The organism is Cellulosimicrobium sp. Marseille-Q4280 (genome assembly GCF_943181405.1).
Classification (GTDB): domain Bacteria; phylum Actinomycetota; class Actinomycetes; order Actinomycetales; family Cellulomonadaceae; genus Cellulosimicrobium.
In genome coordinates this window covers 855,323-872,442 of sequence record NZ_CALPBY010000001.1, presented here as the reverse complement: position 1 = coordinate 872,442, position 17,120 = coordinate 855,323, and the positions used below count along the sequence as shown (strand labels likewise).

The window sequence follows — 17,120 nt, the reverse complement described above, 5'->3', positions numbered from 1 at the left end:
CCCGAGAGGATCCCCGATGAGCGACGCCGCCCGCGTCCCCGCCGACCACGACGAGATCAACGCGACCATCCGCTACGCGATGTGGTCGGTGTTCGCGACGGCGGCGCCCCTGCCTGCGCACCCCGAGGAGCGGGCCGCGCTCGTCACGCAGGCGCTCGACGCCGTCGGCGGCGGCGACGACCCGGCCGCGACGGACGGCGACCTCGTCGTCCGCGGCTGGTACGACGTCGCGGGACTTCGCTCGGACGCGGACCTCATGGTGTGGTGGCACGGCCCGACGGTCGAGTCCGTCCAGGGCGCGTACCAGCGCCTGCGCCAGAGCGGGCTCGGCGCGCACCTCGAGCCCGTCTGGTCGAACGTGGCGCTGCACCGCCCGGCCGAGTTCAACCGCGGGCACGTCCCGGCGTTCCTCGCGGGCGAGGCACCGCGCGACTACCTCAGCGTCTACCCGTTCGTGCGCTCCTACGACTGGTACCTGCTGCCCGACGCCGAGCGCCGCACCATGCTGCGCGACCACGGCCTCGCGGCGAAGGACTACCCGGACGTGCGCGCCAACACCGTCGCGTCGTTCGCGCTCGGCGACTACGAGTGGATCCTCGCGTTCGAGGCGGACGAGCTGCACCGCATCGTCGACCTCATGCGCGAGCTGCGGAACACCGAGGCGCGCCGCCACGTGCGCGAGGAGGTCCCGTTCTTCACCGGGCCGCGCACGACCCTCACCGCGTGGGCGGACCGCCAGCCGCTGGCCTGACCCCGGAACCCTCTGGAACGACAGGGGTGCCGCTGTCCCACGGGACAGCGGCACCCCTGTCGTCCTCGTCGGCGGGTCCGGGCGTCTCGCGCCCGCGCGCGCCGGGTGCTGAGCCCGACGGCGCGGGCTCAGCCGGCGGTGACGGCGTCGGGCTGGTCCTCGCGCACGTACGGCATGACGTACGCGACGAGCGCCTCGTCGCTGTCCTTCGTGAGCCGCTCGCCCGACCAGGTCTCGTGCAGGGAGACGGTCGCGCCGTCGTGCAGCGTGAGGTCGACGCGCGCGGGCGTGACCTTGCGGACGACGGCGGAGGCGATCTGCTCGTAGGCGAGGAAGCGGTGGGCGGCCGCGAGCCGGTCCACCGGAGCGGACTGCACGAGGCCGACGAGGCGGGACCTGCCGCCCTCGGTCTTCTTCGGGCACGGCACGAGGATCAGCCCGTTGTCGAGCACGAGGACGTCGTGGGGCGCGCCGTCGACCTTGACGTTGGCGAGCCCGCCGACGATCTCGCCGCCGTGGGCGGTCGGGGTCTCGCCGACCTGTGCCGCGGCCGTCACGTCGACGCCCAGGGCGACGAGGTGCTCGCGAGCCGCCGTGGTGCCGGCGCCGTCGAGGACCTCGCGCGCGACCGGGTCCAGGTCGAGCTCCTCGCCGCTGGGCGTGACGAGGCGCGCAGGCCCGGTCCAGGACGGCTGCCACGACGCGGCACCGGACGTGACCGCCGCGGCCCGCAGGGCGGCCGACGTCGCGGCGACGAGCTCCTCGCGCGCCTCGTCGAGCGGCAGGTTCGGCACGAGGTCGCGTCGCACGGCGTCGAGGCGACCGGCGTCGACCACGTCGAGGAGCGTCGAGAGGCTGCCCCGGCCCGTGCCCGCGGCGCGACCGACGGCGCGGTAGAGCGTGTCGGCGACCCGCTGGTCGTGCAGCGGCATCGTCGTCGCGACGAGCGCGTCCCAACCGAGCCGCGCCCGTGAGCCGTAGTCGACCTGCTCCTCGGCGACCTGGGTCGCGCGCGCTGCGAACCCCGGGACGAGGTCGGTCGCGGGCCGGTCGTCACGGGTGACCACGACGTCCGGCATCCTCTCCATCGCCGCGACGCGGGCCGCGATCGAGGGGTGGCTGTCCCAGCGCGACTGCTCGGCGGGCGGGGCGTCGGCACGGAGGGTCGAGATCTCCTCGGCGCGGGCGTGCAGCATCCGCGAGAAGCCGTCGAAGACGTCGGTGGGGGCGGGGGCGTAGCCGTGGTCCCACCCGAGGCCGACGTACTGCGCGCCGTAGAAGCCCCACGCGGCGTCGAGCGCGGGCAGCTCGCGCAGCGCGGACTGTGCGGTCGCCCGGCCGGCGGCACGGACGGAGAGCTCGTCGGCCTCCAGCTCCTGGCGACGGCTCACCGCGGCGGAGACCAGCAGGTAGAGCTTCGTGTACTGCTTGAGGAGCCATCCGACCACGTTGCCCTGGAGCTGCTGGACGGTCGCGACCATCGCCTCGCGCCCGCGGTACGTGAGAGGGCCGAGGCGCGTGTGCGAGCGGGAGTAGTGCCCGAGCTCGTGCGCGAGCACCGATCGGAGCTGCGCCGCGTCGAGCCCCTGGAGCAGGGGGACGCCGAGGAACAGGCGCCGGGTCCCGCCGACGAGGCCGAGCAGCCGGGTCTCCTCGTTGACCGCCGCGTTCACCTCCGCGACGAGACGGATCTCGTCCGGCGGGCGCGTGTCGGCGACCTGCGCGAGCTCGCGCACGGTCGCCCAGAGCTCGGGGGCGTCGCGCTCGTCGAGGAGGACGCCCGACGGCGGGTGCTTCTCGGCGCGGGCGACCCGCCAGAGGGCCGCGAGGATGCCGATCGCGACGACGACGGTGAGGAAGCCGATCTTGGCCGCACCGGCCCCGGCGTGCTCGGAGAAGGCCCAGACGGTGGCGGCACCGAGGCCGACGACGGCGCCGAGCGCGAGGACGTAGAAACCGACGAGGAGGAGGACCGAGAGCGCTGCGCGCAGGGTCGTGGTCACGGGCGTGCCTTTCACGTGCGCCGCGCCTGTGCGGCGATTTGGCGCGGATACCAGCGGTCCCCGGAGTCACGGGACGAATGCCGTCCACCGGGCCTCCCCCCGAGATGCTCAGCATGCTGAGTGATGTCAGGCTGGAGGCATGACGACAGCCGCCGCCTCCTCGTCCCTGACCGTCCCTCCGACGACCACCGACCGGGTCCGCCAGGTCGTCGTGCTCGTCGGCTCCCTCGTCGCCGCCGGCGCCGCCGCGTACGGTGCGGGCGCGTTCGGCGGCACCGCCGTCGAGCAGACCGCCGGGGGAGCGCTGTCGGCCGACGCGACGCCGGTCGCGCCCGACAACCCGGCGTTCCGCATCTGGTCCGTGATCTATCTCGGGCTCTTCGTGTTCGCGGTGTACCAGGTGCTCCCGCGCCACGCTGCGACGCCGCGCCTGCGCGCGACCGCGTGGTGGGTGCTCGCCTCGATGGTGCTCAACGCGGCATGGATCGGCGTGGTCCAGGCCGGCTGGCTCGCGGCGAGCGTCGCGGTGATCGCGGCGCTCTTGGCCGTCCTCGCCGTGATCGTCGTGCGCCTCGTCCGCAGCACGCCCGACAGCCGGGTCCAGGCCGTCGTGCTCGACGGCACGGTCGGCCTCTACACCGGCTGGGTGAGCGTCGCGACGCTCGCGAACGTCGCCGCGACGCTCTCCGACGCCGGGGTCGGGGAGCTCGGCCTCGGCGCCACGGGATGGTCCGTGGTCCTGGTCGCGCTCGCCGCGGTGCTCGCCGTGGCCTGGGCGGCTTTCACCGCCCGACGCCGCGCGCTCGCCCTCGGGATCGGCCTCGCCATGTCCTGGGGTCTCGCGTGGGTCGCCGTCGGGCGGTTCACGGGTCCGCTCGAGGACACGACCGTCGCGTGGGCGGCCGTCGCCGCGTCGGCGGTCGCGCTCGTCGCGGCGATCGGAGCCGTCCTGGTGCGCCGCCGCGGCTGAGCCGAGGCCCCACGGCGTCGACAGGACCGTCCGCCGAGCACGGGGTCGGCCACCGGATCGGCCGAGATCCGGTCGAGAACCCCGTGCTCGGCGGTGGGGAACCCCGTGCTCGAGGGCTACGGGTAGAGACCCCGGATCTGGTGCGCCTCCGCCACGCGCTGCACGCCGATGACGAGCGCAGCGTCGCGCAGGCTCAGCTCCTCGCGCCGCGCGAACGACGACACCTCGTCGTACGCGTGCTGCATGCGGTGCTCCAGCTTCTCCCCGATCTCCTGCGCGGTCCACCAGTACGCCTGGTTGGCCTGCACCCACTCGAAGTAGGAGACGACGACGCCGCCCGCGTTCGCGAGCACGTCCGGCACCACGGTCACGCCGTTCTTCGCCAGGACGCGGTCGCCCTCGGCGGTCGTCGGGCCGTTGGCACCCTCCACGACCCACCGCGCTCGGACGCGTCCGGCGGCGTCCTCGTCCAGCACGCCGCCGACGGCAGCCGGCACGAGGACGTCCACGTCGAGCGCCAGGAGCGCGTCGTTGTCGACGGCCTCGCCACGCTCGAACCCCACGACGCTGCCCGTCGCGGCCACGTGCTCGAGCAGGCCGCGCACGTCGAGGCCGTCCGGGTCGTGCACGCCGCCGTACTGGTCGGACACGGCGACGACGCGCGCCCCGCGGGCCGCGAAGATCGCCGCGGCGTGCGACCCGACCTTGCCGAAGCCCTGGATCGCGACGCTGATCTCCGAGAGGTCGGCGTCCTCCTCGGCCAGCGCGGCGCTCGTGACGTGCACGACGCCGGCCGAGGTCGCCGTCGTGCGCCCGAGCGACCCGCCGACCGTGATCGGCTTGCCCGTGACCACGCCGGGGATCGTGTACCCCTGGTTCACCGAGTACGTGTCCATGACCCACGCCATGGTCCGTTCGCTCGTCCCCATGTCGGGCGCCATGATGTCCCGCTCGGGCCCGATCACGGGCATGATCTCCGACGTGTAGCGGCGCGTGACGCGCTCGAGCTCGGCGTCGGAGTGCTCGCGGGGGTCGATCGTCACGCCGCCCTTCGCGCCGCCGTACGGCAGGTCGACGATCGCGCACTTCCACGTCATCCACATCGCCAGCGCGCGCACCTCGTCGAGGTCGACGCCGGGGGAGTAGCGCAGCCCGCCCTTGCCGGGCCCGCGCGACACGTTGTGCTGGACGCGGTAGCCGTGGAACAGGACCGTGCGGCCGTCGTCGCGGCGCAGCGGGACGGCGACGTTCACCTCGCGGCGCGGCGTCGCGAGCATCTCGTGCAGGCCGTCGTCGTAGCCGAGGAACCCGACGGCGCCGGCGAGCTGCGCGTGCGCGGTCGCGAGGGCGGACCCGACGTCAGGCTCCTGGTGAGCGCGCCGCGCCGGTCCGGCGTCGGGCGCTGCGGCGCGCGCGTGGCCGGGCGGCGAGCTCTCGGGGGTGGGCGGTGCCGTCGTGGTGGGCAGGGTCGTCTGGGGTGCTGACGTCGTCGTCACTGGTCCTCCGGTTCGAGGTGATCCCGGGCTCGGCGGGGGTGTGCCGAGCCCGGGATCACGCTACCGCGGGCGGTGGGACACGCAGCCCGCCGCGACCGACGGGCCGTGTCGTGGCGGCAGCCGCGAGGCGGTGCCGGCCGCGCGAGGCACGATCAGCCGCCGAGCGCGTCGACCGCCGCGAGCTCCTCGGGCGTGAGAGAGAAGCCCGTGACCTGGAAGTTCGCCTCGATGCGTTCGGGCGTGACGGACTTGGGGATGACGACGAAGCCGTGGTCGAGGTGCCAGCGCAGCACGACCTGCGTCGGCGTGACGCCGTGCGCCTCGGCGACCTCGGCGAGGACCGGCGCGTCGAGGTCGGTCCGCTTGAACGGGCTGTACCCCTCGAGCACCACGCCGCGCGTCGCGAGCTCCGACGCCACCTTCCGGTCGTAGTCCGCGGGGCTCCACGGGATCTGGTCCACGGCAGGCGTCTCGCCCACCTGCGCGGAGAGGATGTCGACCTGCTCGACGGAGTAGTTGCTCACCCCGATCGAGCGCACCTTGCCCTCGTTCCGCAGCTCGACGAACCGCTCCCACACCCACGGCGACGCCTCGCCGGACGGCGGCCAGTGGATGAGCCACAGGTCGACGTACTCGGTGCCGAGGTCGCGCAGCGACGCCTCGATCGTCTCGCGCTCCTTCCCGGCCGCGTCCGGCGGGAGCTTCGTCGTGACGAAGACGTCGGCGCGGTCCACCGACGACTCCGCGAGCGCCCGCCCGACCTGGGACTCGTTGCCGTAGCCCGTCGCGGTGTCGACGTGCCGGTAGCCCACGTCGAGCGCGTGGCGCACCGAGCGGTAGGCGTCGTCGCCCTCGGACTGCCAGGTGCCGAGGCCGAGCAGCGGGATGTCCCCGCCGGGGAGCGTCGCGGTGGGGATGCCGGAGAGGTCGGGTCGTGAGGTGCTGGGTCCTGTCGTCATGGGCACCAGTCTTCGCGCCCGACGCCGTGCCTCGCCACCCGGCGGCGGTACTGCGCGGGCGTCTCGCCGGTGAGCCGCGCGAACGTGCGCGTGAACGACGGCTGGTCGTAGAACCCCGACGCCGCCGCGACCTCGGCGATCGTCCCCTCGCGCGCGGCGAGGAGCCGGGTGGCCCGGTCGACGCGCGTGCGCAGGACGAGCTGGCGCGGCGTCACGCCGTAGACCCGCCGCACGCGACGCTCGATCGTCGACGGCGTGCAGCCCGCCGCGGCGGCGAGCAGGTCCGTCGTCCAGCGCGCGCCGAGGTCCGCCTCGACCGCTGCGACGAGCGCGGACAGCGAGGCCATCGTGGCGTCGTCGGCCGCGCCCGCCCGCAGGTCGTGCGAGACGGACACGAGCCCGACGAGCCGGCCCGCGCCGTCGTGCACGGGCAGCTTCGCGGTGAGGAACCAGCCGGACGTGCCGCCGAGCCGGCGGATGCGCTCGAGCTCGCCGCGCAGCGGGCGGCCCGTGCGCAGCACCTCGGCGTCCTGCTGCTCGTAGCGCTCCGCGAGCTGCGGCACGAACAGGTCTCCGGCGCGCCGCCCGACGACGGCGCGGCGCGAGCGCTCGGTCGTCCGCGCGACGAACACGGGGTTGACCGCGACGTAGCGCCCGGTGACGTCCTTCGCGCAGAACATCGTGTCGGGCAGCTCGTCCATGAGCGCGACCATCGCCGGGCTGAGCGCCGCGAGGAGCGCGTCCGCGGTCGCCGTGCCGGCGGGGTGCCGGAGCGGGTCGTCGTTGTCGCGGAGGCGTGCCATGTCGTCCCGGATCGTACAAGACAGGTCGCGCGCGGCGAGGCACGCTGGGGGGATGAGCGACGACGCCACCGCGCGGCCACTCCCCACCCCCGGAGACGCTGCCGGCACCACGATCATCTCGCCCGAGGACCTCGTCGACGACGCCGTCGCGCTGGCCCGCCGCTGGCTCGGCGCGACCGAGAGCCCGGGCGACGCGCGGACGCAGTCCCGCGAGCGTCGTACGGCCGAGCGTCTGGGTGCGCTCGTCTCGGACCCGGCCGGGCTCGAGCTCGCGGTCCGGTTCGTCGACGACGTCGCGCGCCCCCACGACGCGCGCGTCGCGGCCCGTGCCCTCGCGCGGCTCGGCGAGCTCGCGGGCAGCGCGGGCTCGTTCCTGGGTCCCGTCGACCGCACGCTCCTGCGTGTCGGGGCAGGGGTCGCGCCCGTGCTGCCGTCGGTCGTGGTGCCGGCCGCGCGGGTCCGCCTGCGCCAGCTCGTCGGACACCTCGTGGCCGACGCCGGGAAGGGGCTCGGCGCGCACCTCGCCCGGACGCGGGCCGAGGGGTACGCGCTCAACGTCAACCTCCTGGGCGAGGCGGTGCTGGGCGAGGACGAGGCGCGTGCGCGCCTCGAGCGGACGATCGCCCTGGTCGAGCGCCCCGACGTGGACTACGTGTCGGTCAAGGTGTCGTCGGTCGCCTCGCAGCTCGTGACGTGGGACCTCGAGGGGTCGCGCGACCGCGTCGTCGAGCGGCTGCTGCCCCTGTACCGCGCGGCGCGCGACCACGGCGTGTTCCTCAACCTCGACATGGAGGAGTACCGCGACCTCGCGCTGACCACCGAGGTCTTCCGGGCGGTCCTCGGCCGTGACGAGCTCCGCGACCTCGAGGCCGGGATCGTCCTGCAGGCATACCTGCCCGACGCCCTCGGCGCGCTCGACGGGCTGACCGCGTTCGCGACCGAGCGTGTCGCCGCAGGCGGGGCGCCGGTCAAGGTGCGGCTCGTCAAGGGCGCGAACCTCGCGATGGAGGCGGTGGAAGCCGAGCTCCACGGGTGGCCCCTGGCTCCGTACCCGACCAAGCCCGACGTCGACGCGAACTACGTGCGCCTGCTCGACCACGCGCTGCGAGCGCCCCGGACCGACGCCGTGCGCATCGGCGTCGCGAGCCACAACCTGTTCCACGTCGCGCTCGCGGTCCTGCTCGGGAGGGCGCGCGGTGTGAGCCACGCGCTCGACGTCGAGATGCTCCAGGGCATGGCGCCGGGCGAGGCACGGGCGGTGCGCGACGAGGTCGCCGGCGACCGCGTGGACGTCGGACCGCACGCGGGGAGGGGTGGCCGGGTCGTGCTGTACACCCCGGTCGTGCGCGACGAGGACTTCGACGTCGCGATCTCCTACCTCGTGCGACGCCTCGAGGAGAACGCCGCCGAGCAGAACTTCCTCCACGCGATGTTCGCCGGCGACGGACGCAGCGCGATGGAGCGCCAGGAGGACGCGTTCCGCGCGTCCGTCCACCACGGCGTCCACCACGGCGAGGCCGACGTGACTCCGCGGCGTCGTGCCCGGGAGACTGACGCACCGACGGCCGCCGTCGGGCACCGTGCGCCTGCCGAACCCCGGCTCGTGTCGCCATCGGAGACCGGATCGGGCGACAACCCGGGGTTCGGCAACGCGCCCGACACCGATCCGGCCGTCGCGGAGCACCGCGCCTGGGCACGGCGGGTGACCGGACCGGGCGGCGGGTACGTGCCCGTCCGGACGCCGGAGCTCACGACCACGGACGCGGTGGACGACGTCGTCGCGCGCGCAGGCCGTGCCGCCGAGGCCTGGTCCCGGGTCGCCCCGGCCGCGCGCGCCGCCGCCCTGCGCGCCGTCGCCCGGCGGCTCGAGGCGGCGCGCACCGACCTCGTCGCCGCCATGGTGCACGAGCCCGGGAAGACCGTCGCCGAGGCCGACCCCGAGGTCAGCGAGGCCGTCGACTTCGCCGCCTACTACGCGGACCGGGCCGTCGAGCTCGACCCCGCGTCCGGCGCGTACCCGGGGGCGCGGTTCACGCCCGACGGCGTCACGCTCGTGACGCCACCGTGGAACTTCCCCGTCGCGATCCCCGTCGGCGGCGTCCTGGCGGCGCTCGCGGCCGGGTCCGCGGTGATCGCCAAGCCCGCGCCCCCGACGCCGCGCTGCCTCGAGGTCGCCGTCGACGCGATCCACGCGGGCCTGCGCGACGCCGTCGCGGCCGACCCCGCGCCCTTCGCCGCCGCCGGGCTCGTCGACGGTCCGGGCGCCGGACCCGGCGCACCGACGACCGACGACGTCGTGCAGTACGTCCGCGTGCCCGACGACGAGCTCGGCACCCACCTCGTCACGCACGACGGCGTGGCGCGCGTCGTGCTGACCGGCTCCATCGAGACCGCCCAGCTCTTCGCGCGGTGGAAGCCGGAGCGCCCGGTCCTCGCGGAGACGTCGGGCAAGAACGCGCTCGTCGTCACGCCGTCGGCGGACCTCGACCTCGCCGTCGCCGACCTCGTGCGCTCGGCGTTCGGCCACGCGGGGCAGAAGTGCTCGGCCGCGTCGCTCGCGATCCTCGTCGGATCGGCCGGCGACCCGGCCACCGAGACGGGGCGGCGCGTGCGGCGCCAGCTCGTCGACGCGGTGCGCTCGCTCGTGGTCGGCCCGCCGACCGACCTGTCGACCACCATGGGCCCGCTCACCGAGGCCGCGTCCGGGAAGCTCCTGCGCGCGCTGACGACGCTCGAGGAGGGCGAGTCGTGGCTCGTCGAGCCGCGCTTCCTCGACGCGGGCGAGGACGGCACCGGCCGGCTCTGGACCCCGGGCCTCAAGGAGGGCGTGCGGCCCGGGTCGGCCTTCCACCTCACCGAGTACTTCGGGCCCGTCCTCGGCATCATGACGGCCGCGACGCTCGACGAGGCGATCGCGCTGCAGAACGCGGTGCCGTTCGGCCTCACGGGCGGCATCCACAGCCTCGACGACGACGAGGTCGTGCGCTGGCTCGACGCCGTCGAGGTGGGCAACGCGTACGTCAACCGGCACATCACGGGCGCGATCGTGCAGCGCCAGTCGTTCGGCGGCTGGAAGCAGTCGGCCGTCGGCCCCGGTGCCAAGGCGGGCGGACCGAACTACGTGGCGCAGCTCGGCCGGTGGGACGACGGCGTCGCGAGCGACCTCACGCAGCCGCAGGACGCGCCCGACGGCGGCCTCCCGCCCGCGCGCGACGTCTCGCCCGAAGGGTGGCTCGCGTGGGCGAGCACCGACGACGCGCGCTGGTGGGCGCGGGAGTTCTCGACCGCCCACGACCCCTCGGGGCTGCAGGCCGAGTCGAACGTCTTCCGGTACCGGCCGGTCGAGCTCCTCACCGTGCGCGCGGGGTCCGACGCGCCGGCCGTCGAGGTCGAGCGCGTGCTGCACGCCGCGCGCACCGCCGGGGTGCCCGTCGTGGTCGTCCCCGCGCCCGGGGCGCCCGGGGCCTCACGGGCCGTGGAGGTGACCGACGAGGACTTCGCCGCGCGCGTGGCCGACGGCCGCATGCACGGGCGGGTCCGCGTCGTCGGGACGGCGCCGGGGCTGCACGACGCCGCGGCGGGTCGCGTCGGCGACGTGACGGTGCTCGACCACCCCGTCGTCGCGAGCGGTCGGCGCGAGCTGCTCACGGTGCTCCACGAGCAGGCCGTGAGCCGCACGACGCACCGGTACGGCCACGTGCGACGCTGACGCCCCGTCGGGGAGGATCCCGGCGCGTCGGGGGGAGTGCCCGGTGGCCCGGGCACCTCCCCGGCGACGTCAGACCGAGGCGCGCTCCACGAGCTCGGGCGAGAGCACGCACGAGCTGACCTCGTCCGAGCGGTGCGCGACGAGGTCCAGCAGGAGGTCCGTCGCGTTGCGCACCATCTCGACCATCGGGTTCTGGACCGTCGTCAGGGGCGGCGAGGTCGTCGCGGCGTTCGCGAGGTTGTCGAAGCCGACCACGGAGACGTCGCCGGGGACGCTGCGCCCGTGCTGGGCGAGGACGCGCATCGCTCCCTCGGCCATGAGGTCCGACGCGGCGAAGAGGCCGTCGACGTCCGGGTGGTCCGCGAGGATCCGCTCCATGGCGGCAGCCCCGCCCGAGGCGGCGAAGTCGCCCACCTCGACGGCGTCGTCGGGCAGTCCGGCGTCGCGCAGCACCTCGCGCCAGCCGGTGAGCCGGTCGACGCCCGCGGTCATGTCCTGCGGACCGGCGATCGTGGCGATCCTGCGGCACCCCGCCTCGACGAGGCGCCGGGCGGCGAGCCGCCCGCCCTCGACGTTGTCCACGTCCACGTACACGAGGTCGGGCGTCGGACGGAACGGGCGACCGACGAACACCGCGGGCAGGCGCGTCGCGAGCAGCGCCTCCTCGAGCTCGTCGTCACGGTGGTGCGAGGCCACGATCGCGCCGTCGACGTGGCCGCTGCGCAGGTAGCGCACGATCCGCCCGGGCTGCTCGTCCGGGCGGGCGAACAGGAGGACGAGCTGGAGGTCCGTGCCGCCGAGCGCCGCGCTCACGCCCCGCATCGTGCCGGCGAGGAAGGGGTCGGTCAGGATGCGCTCGTCGGGCTCGGGGACCACGAGCGCGATCGAGTCGGTGCGGCGCGTCACGAGCGACCGTGCGGCACGGTTCGGCGTGTAGCCGAGCTCGGCGACGGCGGCGTCGACCGCCGCCTGCGCCTCGGGGGAGACGCGCAGACCACCGTTGATCGCGCGCGACGCCGTCGACCGGGAGACCCCCGCCGCCTGGGCCACCTCGTCCAAGGTCGGGGCGATGCTCGGAGTGCTCATCCGACCAGTATCCCGCGTCCTTGCCGTGACGGGCCCGGGGGCGGGCCGCGACGGCGTCACGGCGCTCATCAGGGCCTCGCGCCGGCCGGTGCGTCGTCCGGCTCGTCCCGAGCGGGCACGACGTTCGTCCCGGCCACGCGTGCGTACCAGCGGCCGCTGGCCTTGACGGTGCGCTCCTGCGTCGCGTAGTCGACGCGGACGATGCCGAAGCGCTTGGTGTAGCCCAGGGCCCACTCGAAGTTGTCCATGAGGGACCACGCGAAGTAGCCGCGCACGTCGGCGCCGGCGTCGATCGCGTCCTTCGTCGCACGCAGGTGCGCGTCGAGGAAGTCGAGCCGGTCCTGGTCGTCGACCGAGCCGTCGGGACCGACGACGTCGGGGTAGGCGGCGCCGTTCTCGGTGACGTACATGCTCACGCCGAGCGGACCGGTGTACTCCTCCTGCAGACGCGTGAGCAGGCGGGTCAGGCCCTCCGGCTGGACCTCCCAGCCCATGTCCGTGAGAGGCAGGCCGCGCGAGTGGCCGTGGACGCCGTCCGCGGCGGGGTAGGGCGACGACGTCTCGCGCACCGGGGCGCCGTCCTGCGCCCCGGCGTCCTCGTCGCGCACGCCCTCGGGGCGCGTCCCGCCGTCTGCCGAGCCGGACTCCTGCGGTCGGGCCGAGAACGCGCCGCCGTTGTAGTAGTTCACGCCCAGCGTGTCGATCGGGGTGGAGACGATCTCCAGGTCGCCGTCCCGGACGTGGTCGAGCAGCCCGTAGGGCGCGACGTCGTCGAGGAGGTCCTGCGGGTACGCGCCGCGGAAGAGCGGGTCGAGGAAGACGCGGTTGAACTGGCCGTCGATCCGGCGGGCGGCGTCGACGTCGGCGGGGTCCGCCGGATCGACGGGGTCCGCCACCGTGAAGTTCAGGGTGATGCCCAGGTTCGCCTGCGGGGCGCGCTCGCGCAGCGCCTGCACCGCGAGGCCGTGACCCAGCAGGAGGTGGTGCGCGGCGGCGAGACCGTCCGGCCGCGACTGCCGACCCGGGGCGTGCACGCCCGCCGTGTACCCGAGGAACGCGGAGCACCACGGCTCGTTGAGCGTCGTCCACACCCCGACGCGGTCGCCGAGCGCCTCGTGCATCGTCACGGCGTACTCGGCGAACCGGAACGCGGTGTCACGGTTCGTCCACCCGCCCTTCTCCTCGAGCGCCTGCGGGAGGTCCCAGTGGTACAGCGTGATCCACGGGAGGATCTGGGCGTCGAGGAGCTCGTCGACGAGGCGGTCGTAGAACGCGAGACCCTGCGGGTTCACCGCGCCGCCGTCCGGGCGGACGCGCGCCCACGAGCTCGAGAAGCGGTAGGCGCCGAGGTTCAGCTCGCGCATCAGCGCGACGTCCTCGCGGTACCGGTGGTAGTGGTCGCACGCGACCAGGCCGTCGTCACCGTTCACCACGGCGCCGGGGACGCGGGCGAAGGCGTCCCACACCGAGTCCTTGCGGCCGTCGGTCTGCCCGGCACCCTCGATCTGGAACGACGCGGTCGCGGCACCCCAGAGGAATCCGTGCGGCATCTCGACGCGGCCGGTGGCCGTCGCCGGGTTGGGCGCGAGCGGCGTGGACGGGACGAAGAGGCTCATGGGTCGATTGTCCTTCGAGAGGTACGGGTGGACCTCCGGGCGGGCTCCGGTCAGGAGCCCGCCCGGCAGTCGGGTACGGAGTCGGGCAGGGCGGGTCAGCCCTTGACGGCGCCCTGCATGATGCCCGCGACGAGCTGGCGCCCCGTGAACATGAAGATCACGATGAGCGGCAGCGTCACGAGGAAGATGCCTGCCATGACGAGCGAGTAGTCGACGAAGAAGTTCGACTGCAGCGACCGGACGACTAGGGGCAGCGTTGGATTGCTCTGGTTGAGCACGATGGACGGCCAGAAGAAGTTGGTCCACTGCTGCACGAACGTGAACAGGCCGAGCATCGCGGCGGCAGGGCGAGCCGCGGGCAGGGCGATCGACCAGAACGTGCGGAACATCGACGCGCCGTCGACGCGCGCGGCCTCGATCAGCTCGTACGGCAGCGCCTCACCGAGGTACTGGGTCATCCAGAACACGCCGAACGCCGTGACGAGCGCCGGCACGATGACCGCCTGCAGCTTGCCGATCCACCCCAGGTCCGACATGAGGATGTACATGGGGATCACGCCGAGCTGCGTCGGGACCGCCATCGTGGCGATGACGAACACGAGCAGCGGTCCGCGCCCCTTGAACCGGAGCTTGGAGAACGAGAACCCGGCGAGCGTCGAGAACAGCACGACGGACAGCGACGTGATCACCGCGATGACGACGGAGTTCCACGCAGCCTTCCAGAAGTTGATCGCGTCAGAGCTGATGACCTCGCCGAACTGGGTGAACAGGCTCGAGTCCGGCAGGAGCTGCGGCAGGGCGTTGCGCGAGATCTCCTCCGGGGTCGACGACCCCAGGATGAGGGTGAAGTACAGCGGGAAGACCGAGATCAGCAGGACGATGCCGAGCAGCGTGTAGGTGACCCAGCGAGGACGACGCTGGGTGCCGCCGACGTTCTTGCCTGCGGAACGGCGACGGGCTGCGGCGCGCGCGGCGCCCGGCCCGGCGGTCTGGGCGACGACGGGGACGGAGCTCATCGCTTCCTCCGATCGGTGGTGCTGGGCGTCGAGCCGCCTGCCGACGGTCCGACGTGACGGGCGGGGGAGGTCGGCTGCGACGCCGCGGCGAGCTCGGCACGGGCACGCGCCGCGCGTCGTCGGCGTTCGCGTCGGGAGTCGCCCGTGGGCGCTCCCGAGGTCGAGATCCGTCGTGTCACGAGGAAGTTGACCATCCCGATGAGCAGGATGAGGAGGAACAGCAACCAGGCGATCGCGGCGGCGCGGCCGAAGTTCTTCTGGTTGCCCCACGCGACGTCGTACAGGTACAGCACCGTGGTCATCCACTGCCGGTCGGCACCGCCGAGGCCCTGCGCGTCGTACATGCGCGGCTCGTCGAAGATCTGGAGGCCACCGATGGTCGACGTGATGACGACGAAGATGATCGTCGCGCGGATCTGCGGGACCGTGACGGAGAAGAACTGGCGGACGCGCCCGGCGCCGTCGATGATCGCGGCCTCGTAGAGCTCGCGCGGCACGGCCTGCATCGCGGCGAGGAAGATCAGCGCGTTGTAGCCGGTCCAGCGGAAGTTGACCATGGACGAGATGGCGACGTGGCTCGCGAAGGTGTCGGCGTGCCAGCGCACCGGGTCGACGCCGACGAGGCCCAGCAGCTCGTTGATGAGGCCGTACTGGTCGGCGAAGAGGCGACCGAAGATCATCGAGACGGCGACCGGTGCGACGACGTAGGGGAGCAGGACGCCCATGCGCCAGAACGTCGCGGTGCGCAGGTTCTGGTCGAGCAGCGCGGCGATCCCGATCGCGGCGATCACCTGCGGCACGGACGACAGCACGAAGATCGACAGCGTGTTGCGCAGCGACTTCCAGAACGTGGGCTGCGCGAGGACGTCGGAGTAGTTCTGGAGACCGACGAAGTCGCCCTGGCCACCCAGGAGGTTCCAGTCGTACACGGACACGACGGCCGTGTAGACGAGCGGGAACAGGCCGGTGATCGCGAAGAGCACGAAGAACGGCGAGATGTAGAGGTAGGGGGACACCTTGACGTCCCAGCGGCTCATGCGCTGGGAGAAGCCGAGGCGGCGCGGTGCGCGCTCGTTCGGCCCGCGGAGCCCTGGTGAGGGCTGGGTGGGGGTGAGGACGGCCATGTGGGTTCCTGTACGGCGGCCTGCGTCGTCGTGGGCGCGGGACGCGGGGCGGGGGGGTGGGTGCGCCCGAGGACGCACGGCGGGGCCGGGCCGGCGCGTGCGCGCCGACCCGGCCCTGTCAGGTCAGAGACCCAGGTCCTGGAAGGACTGGAGCGTCTTGTCCCACGAGGACGCGGCGTCGTCGGTCTTCTCGACGTCGACGCGCTTGATGCCGTCCTGCACCGTCGTGTGGATCGCGAAGTAGTTCGCGCCCTTGAACGGGGCGCCGTCGATCGCGAGCGCACGGTTCACGAAGATCTCACCGACCGGGGCGGCGTTGAAGAACTCGTTCGTGAAGGACTGGACCGCCTCGGACTCCTGCGCCTCGACCTGCGACGGGAACGTGCCCGCGTTCTCGAAGGCCGTGGTCTGCTGCGCCGGGTCGGTCAGCCACGCGGCGAGCTCCTTGGCCGCCTCGGCGTTCGGGCCCGTGGCCGGGACCGTGAGGAACGAGCCGCCCCAGTTGAGGCCGCCGCCGGGGAACACGTCGGCGACGTTCCAGCCGGTGACACCGCCCGAGCGCTCCTCGACCGGGCCGGTCATCCACGCCGGGCAGATCATCGTGGCGAAGCCGTCGTTCTGGAACGCGGCGTCCCAGTCGGCGGACCACTGCTCGAGACCGGCGGACAGGCCGTTGGTCGTCGACTGCTCGAGCACCGTGTCGTAGATGTCCTTGATCTCGGTGTTCTCCGCGAGGTCCTTCGGCGTGCCGTCGGACTCCTCGTAGGCGTTGTCGATCTGGTTGACCATGCCCTGCGAGATGGACATCGCCGAGTCGTACCAGGCCGCGTCGCTCGCCTCGACGAACTGCGCACCGGCCGCGAAGTAGTCGTCCCACGTCGCGTCCTCGCCACCGAGCAGCTCGGCGACGGCGGCCGGGTCGCTCTCGAGGCCGGCGGCCTCGAAGAGGTCCTGGCGGTAGCAGATCGCGCTCGGGCCGATGTCGGTGCCGTACCCGATGAGCTTGCCGTCGGTCGTCGTCGCCTGCTGGACCTTCCAGTCCACCCAGCGGCCCTCGAGCGCGTCGTCGGACAGGTCCTCGAAGAGGTCCGGGTACTGCATGAGCTCGGGGAGCCAGTCGACCTCGATCGCCTCGATGTCGGCGAGGCCCTCGCCACCGGCGGCGAGCTTCGTCGTGAGGTTGGTGCGGGCGTCCTCCGACTTGGCGGCCTTCGTCTGCTTGACCGTGACGTTGGGGTGCTCCTCCGAGTACGCCGCGAGCAGCTCGTCGGTGTAGCCGAAGTCGTTGAACGTCGCGACGGTGAGGGTGATCTCCTCGTCGCTCGAGCCGGACGTCTCGTCGTCGGAACCCGTGCCGCTCGAGCACGCGGTGAGGGTGAGGGTGATGGCCGCGAGGCCCGCAGCGGCGGAGATCGCCTTGCGGGACCGGCGGGTCGTACGGGTGCTGCTCAGCACGGTGACTCCCTTGTCGGTGGGACGGGATGGCAGCGCTCCCACTCCAGAGTGGTAGCGCTTCCATGAACGTGGCTCGATGGTGCTCGGCCCGGGTGGGGCGTGTCAAGCGCCGTCGGCGGAGGGGGCGCGGTG

General features: G+C 73.6%; 12 protein-coding genes. 3 read left to right on the top strand and 9 right to left on the bottom strand.

Translation table 11 applies throughout. The features are described from left to right. The first annotated feature begins 16 nt into the window (after window positions 1-16). Window positions 17-751 carry a hydrogen peroxide-dependent heme synthase gene (gene hemQ / locus NFS20_RS03830; RefSeq protein ID WP_251150393.1) on the top strand — a complete coding sequence of 245 codons (735 nt, stop codon included), beginning with the start codon at window positions 17-19 and terminating at the stop codon, window positions 749-751. Between the two features lie 128 nt (window positions 752-879). Here hemQ and NFS20_RS03825 read toward each other — a convergent pair whose 3' ends face one another. Continuing rightward, entirely contained in the window at window positions 880-2,754 is a 1,875-nt protein-coding gene (locus tag NFS20_RS03825; protein WP_251150392.1) for a M48 family metallopeptidase, read from the bottom strand. Window positions 2,755-2,893: 139 nt separating this feature from the next. Between NFS20_RS03825 and NFS20_RS03820 the strand changes: the two genes are divergently transcribed. Then, window positions 2,894-3,724: a TspO-related membrane protein gene (locus tag NFS20_RS03820; protein ID WP_251150391.1), complete on the top strand. Its 831-nt coding sequence runs from the start codon at window positions 2,894-2,896 to the stop codon at window positions 3,722-3,724. A 116-nt stretch (window positions 3,725-3,840) separates the two neighbouring features. Here the strand turns inward: NFS20_RS03820 and NFS20_RS03815 are convergent, their stop codons facing one another. The 3 genes from NFS20_RS03815 to NFS20_RS03805 form a co-directional block, all read right to left on the bottom strand. Then, entirely contained in the window at window positions 3,841-5,220 is a 1,380-nt protein-coding gene (locus NFS20_RS03815) for a Glu/Leu/Phe/Val family dehydrogenase (RefSeq protein WP_251150390.1), read from the bottom strand. A 152-nt stretch (window positions 5,221-5,372) separates the two neighbouring features. After that, window positions 5,373-6,179 (bottom strand): aldo/keto reductase, encoded by an 807-nt coding sequence (locus NFS20_RS03810; RefSeq protein ID WP_251150389.1) that lies wholly within the window; start codon window positions 6,177-6,179, stop codon window positions 5,373-5,375. Beyond that, on the bottom strand, window positions 6,176-6,982 hold the full coding sequence (locus NFS20_RS03805; protein WP_251150388.1) for an AraC family transcriptional regulator: 807 nt from the start codon (window positions 6,980-6,982) through the stop codon (window positions 6,176-6,178). Before NFS20_RS03805 ends, NFS20_RS03810 begins: the two co-directional genes overlap by 4 nt. Before the next feature lie 52 nt (window positions 6,983-7,034). On the opposite strand from NFS20_RS03805, the gene NFS20_RS03800 reads away from it, so the two are divergent. After that, on the top strand, window positions 7,035-10,691 hold the full coding sequence (locus tag NFS20_RS03800) for a bifunctional proline dehydrogenase/L-glutamate gamma-semialdehyde dehydrogenase (RefSeq protein WP_251150387.1): 3,657 nt from the start codon (window positions 7,035-7,037) through the stop codon (window positions 10,689-10,691). Window positions 10,692-10,760: 69 nt separating this feature from the next. On the opposite strand, the gene NFS20_RS03795 is transcribed toward NFS20_RS03800, so the two are convergent. The 5 genes from NFS20_RS03795 to NFS20_RS03775 form a co-directional block, all read right to left on the bottom strand. Further along, window positions 10,761-11,777 carry a LacI family DNA-binding transcriptional regulator gene (locus NFS20_RS03795; protein ID WP_251150386.1) on the bottom strand — a complete coding sequence of 339 codons (1,017 nt, stop codon included), beginning with the start codon at window positions 11,775-11,777 and terminating at the stop codon, window positions 10,761-10,763. A 68-nt stretch (window positions 11,778-11,845) separates the two neighbouring features. Next, window positions 11,846-13,393, bottom strand: a complete 1,548-nt coding sequence (locus NFS20_RS03790; RefSeq protein WP_251150385.1) for a glycoside hydrolase family 1 protein — start codon at window positions 13,391-13,393, stop codon at window positions 11,846-11,848. A 95-nt stretch (window positions 13,394-13,488) separates the two neighbouring features. Further along, on the bottom strand, window positions 13,489-14,409 hold the full coding sequence (locus tag NFS20_RS03785) for a carbohydrate ABC transporter permease (protein ID WP_251150384.1): 921 nt from the start codon (window positions 14,407-14,409) through the stop codon (window positions 13,489-13,491). Beyond that, complete coding sequence (locus NFS20_RS03780) at window positions 14,406-15,533, bottom strand: carbohydrate ABC transporter permease (protein WP_251150383.1); 1,128 nt, start codon at window positions 15,531-15,533, stop codon at window positions 14,406-14,408. The genes NFS20_RS03785 and NFS20_RS03780 overlap by 4 nt, the downstream gene beginning before the upstream one ends. A gap of 123 nt (window positions 15,534-15,656) precedes the next feature. Next, window positions 15,657-16,988 (bottom strand): ABC transporter substrate-binding protein, encoded by a 1,332-nt coding sequence (locus tag NFS20_RS03775; protein WP_251150382.1) that lies wholly within the window; start codon window positions 16,986-16,988, stop codon window positions 15,657-15,659. Window positions 16,989-17,120 lie beyond the last annotated feature (132 nt).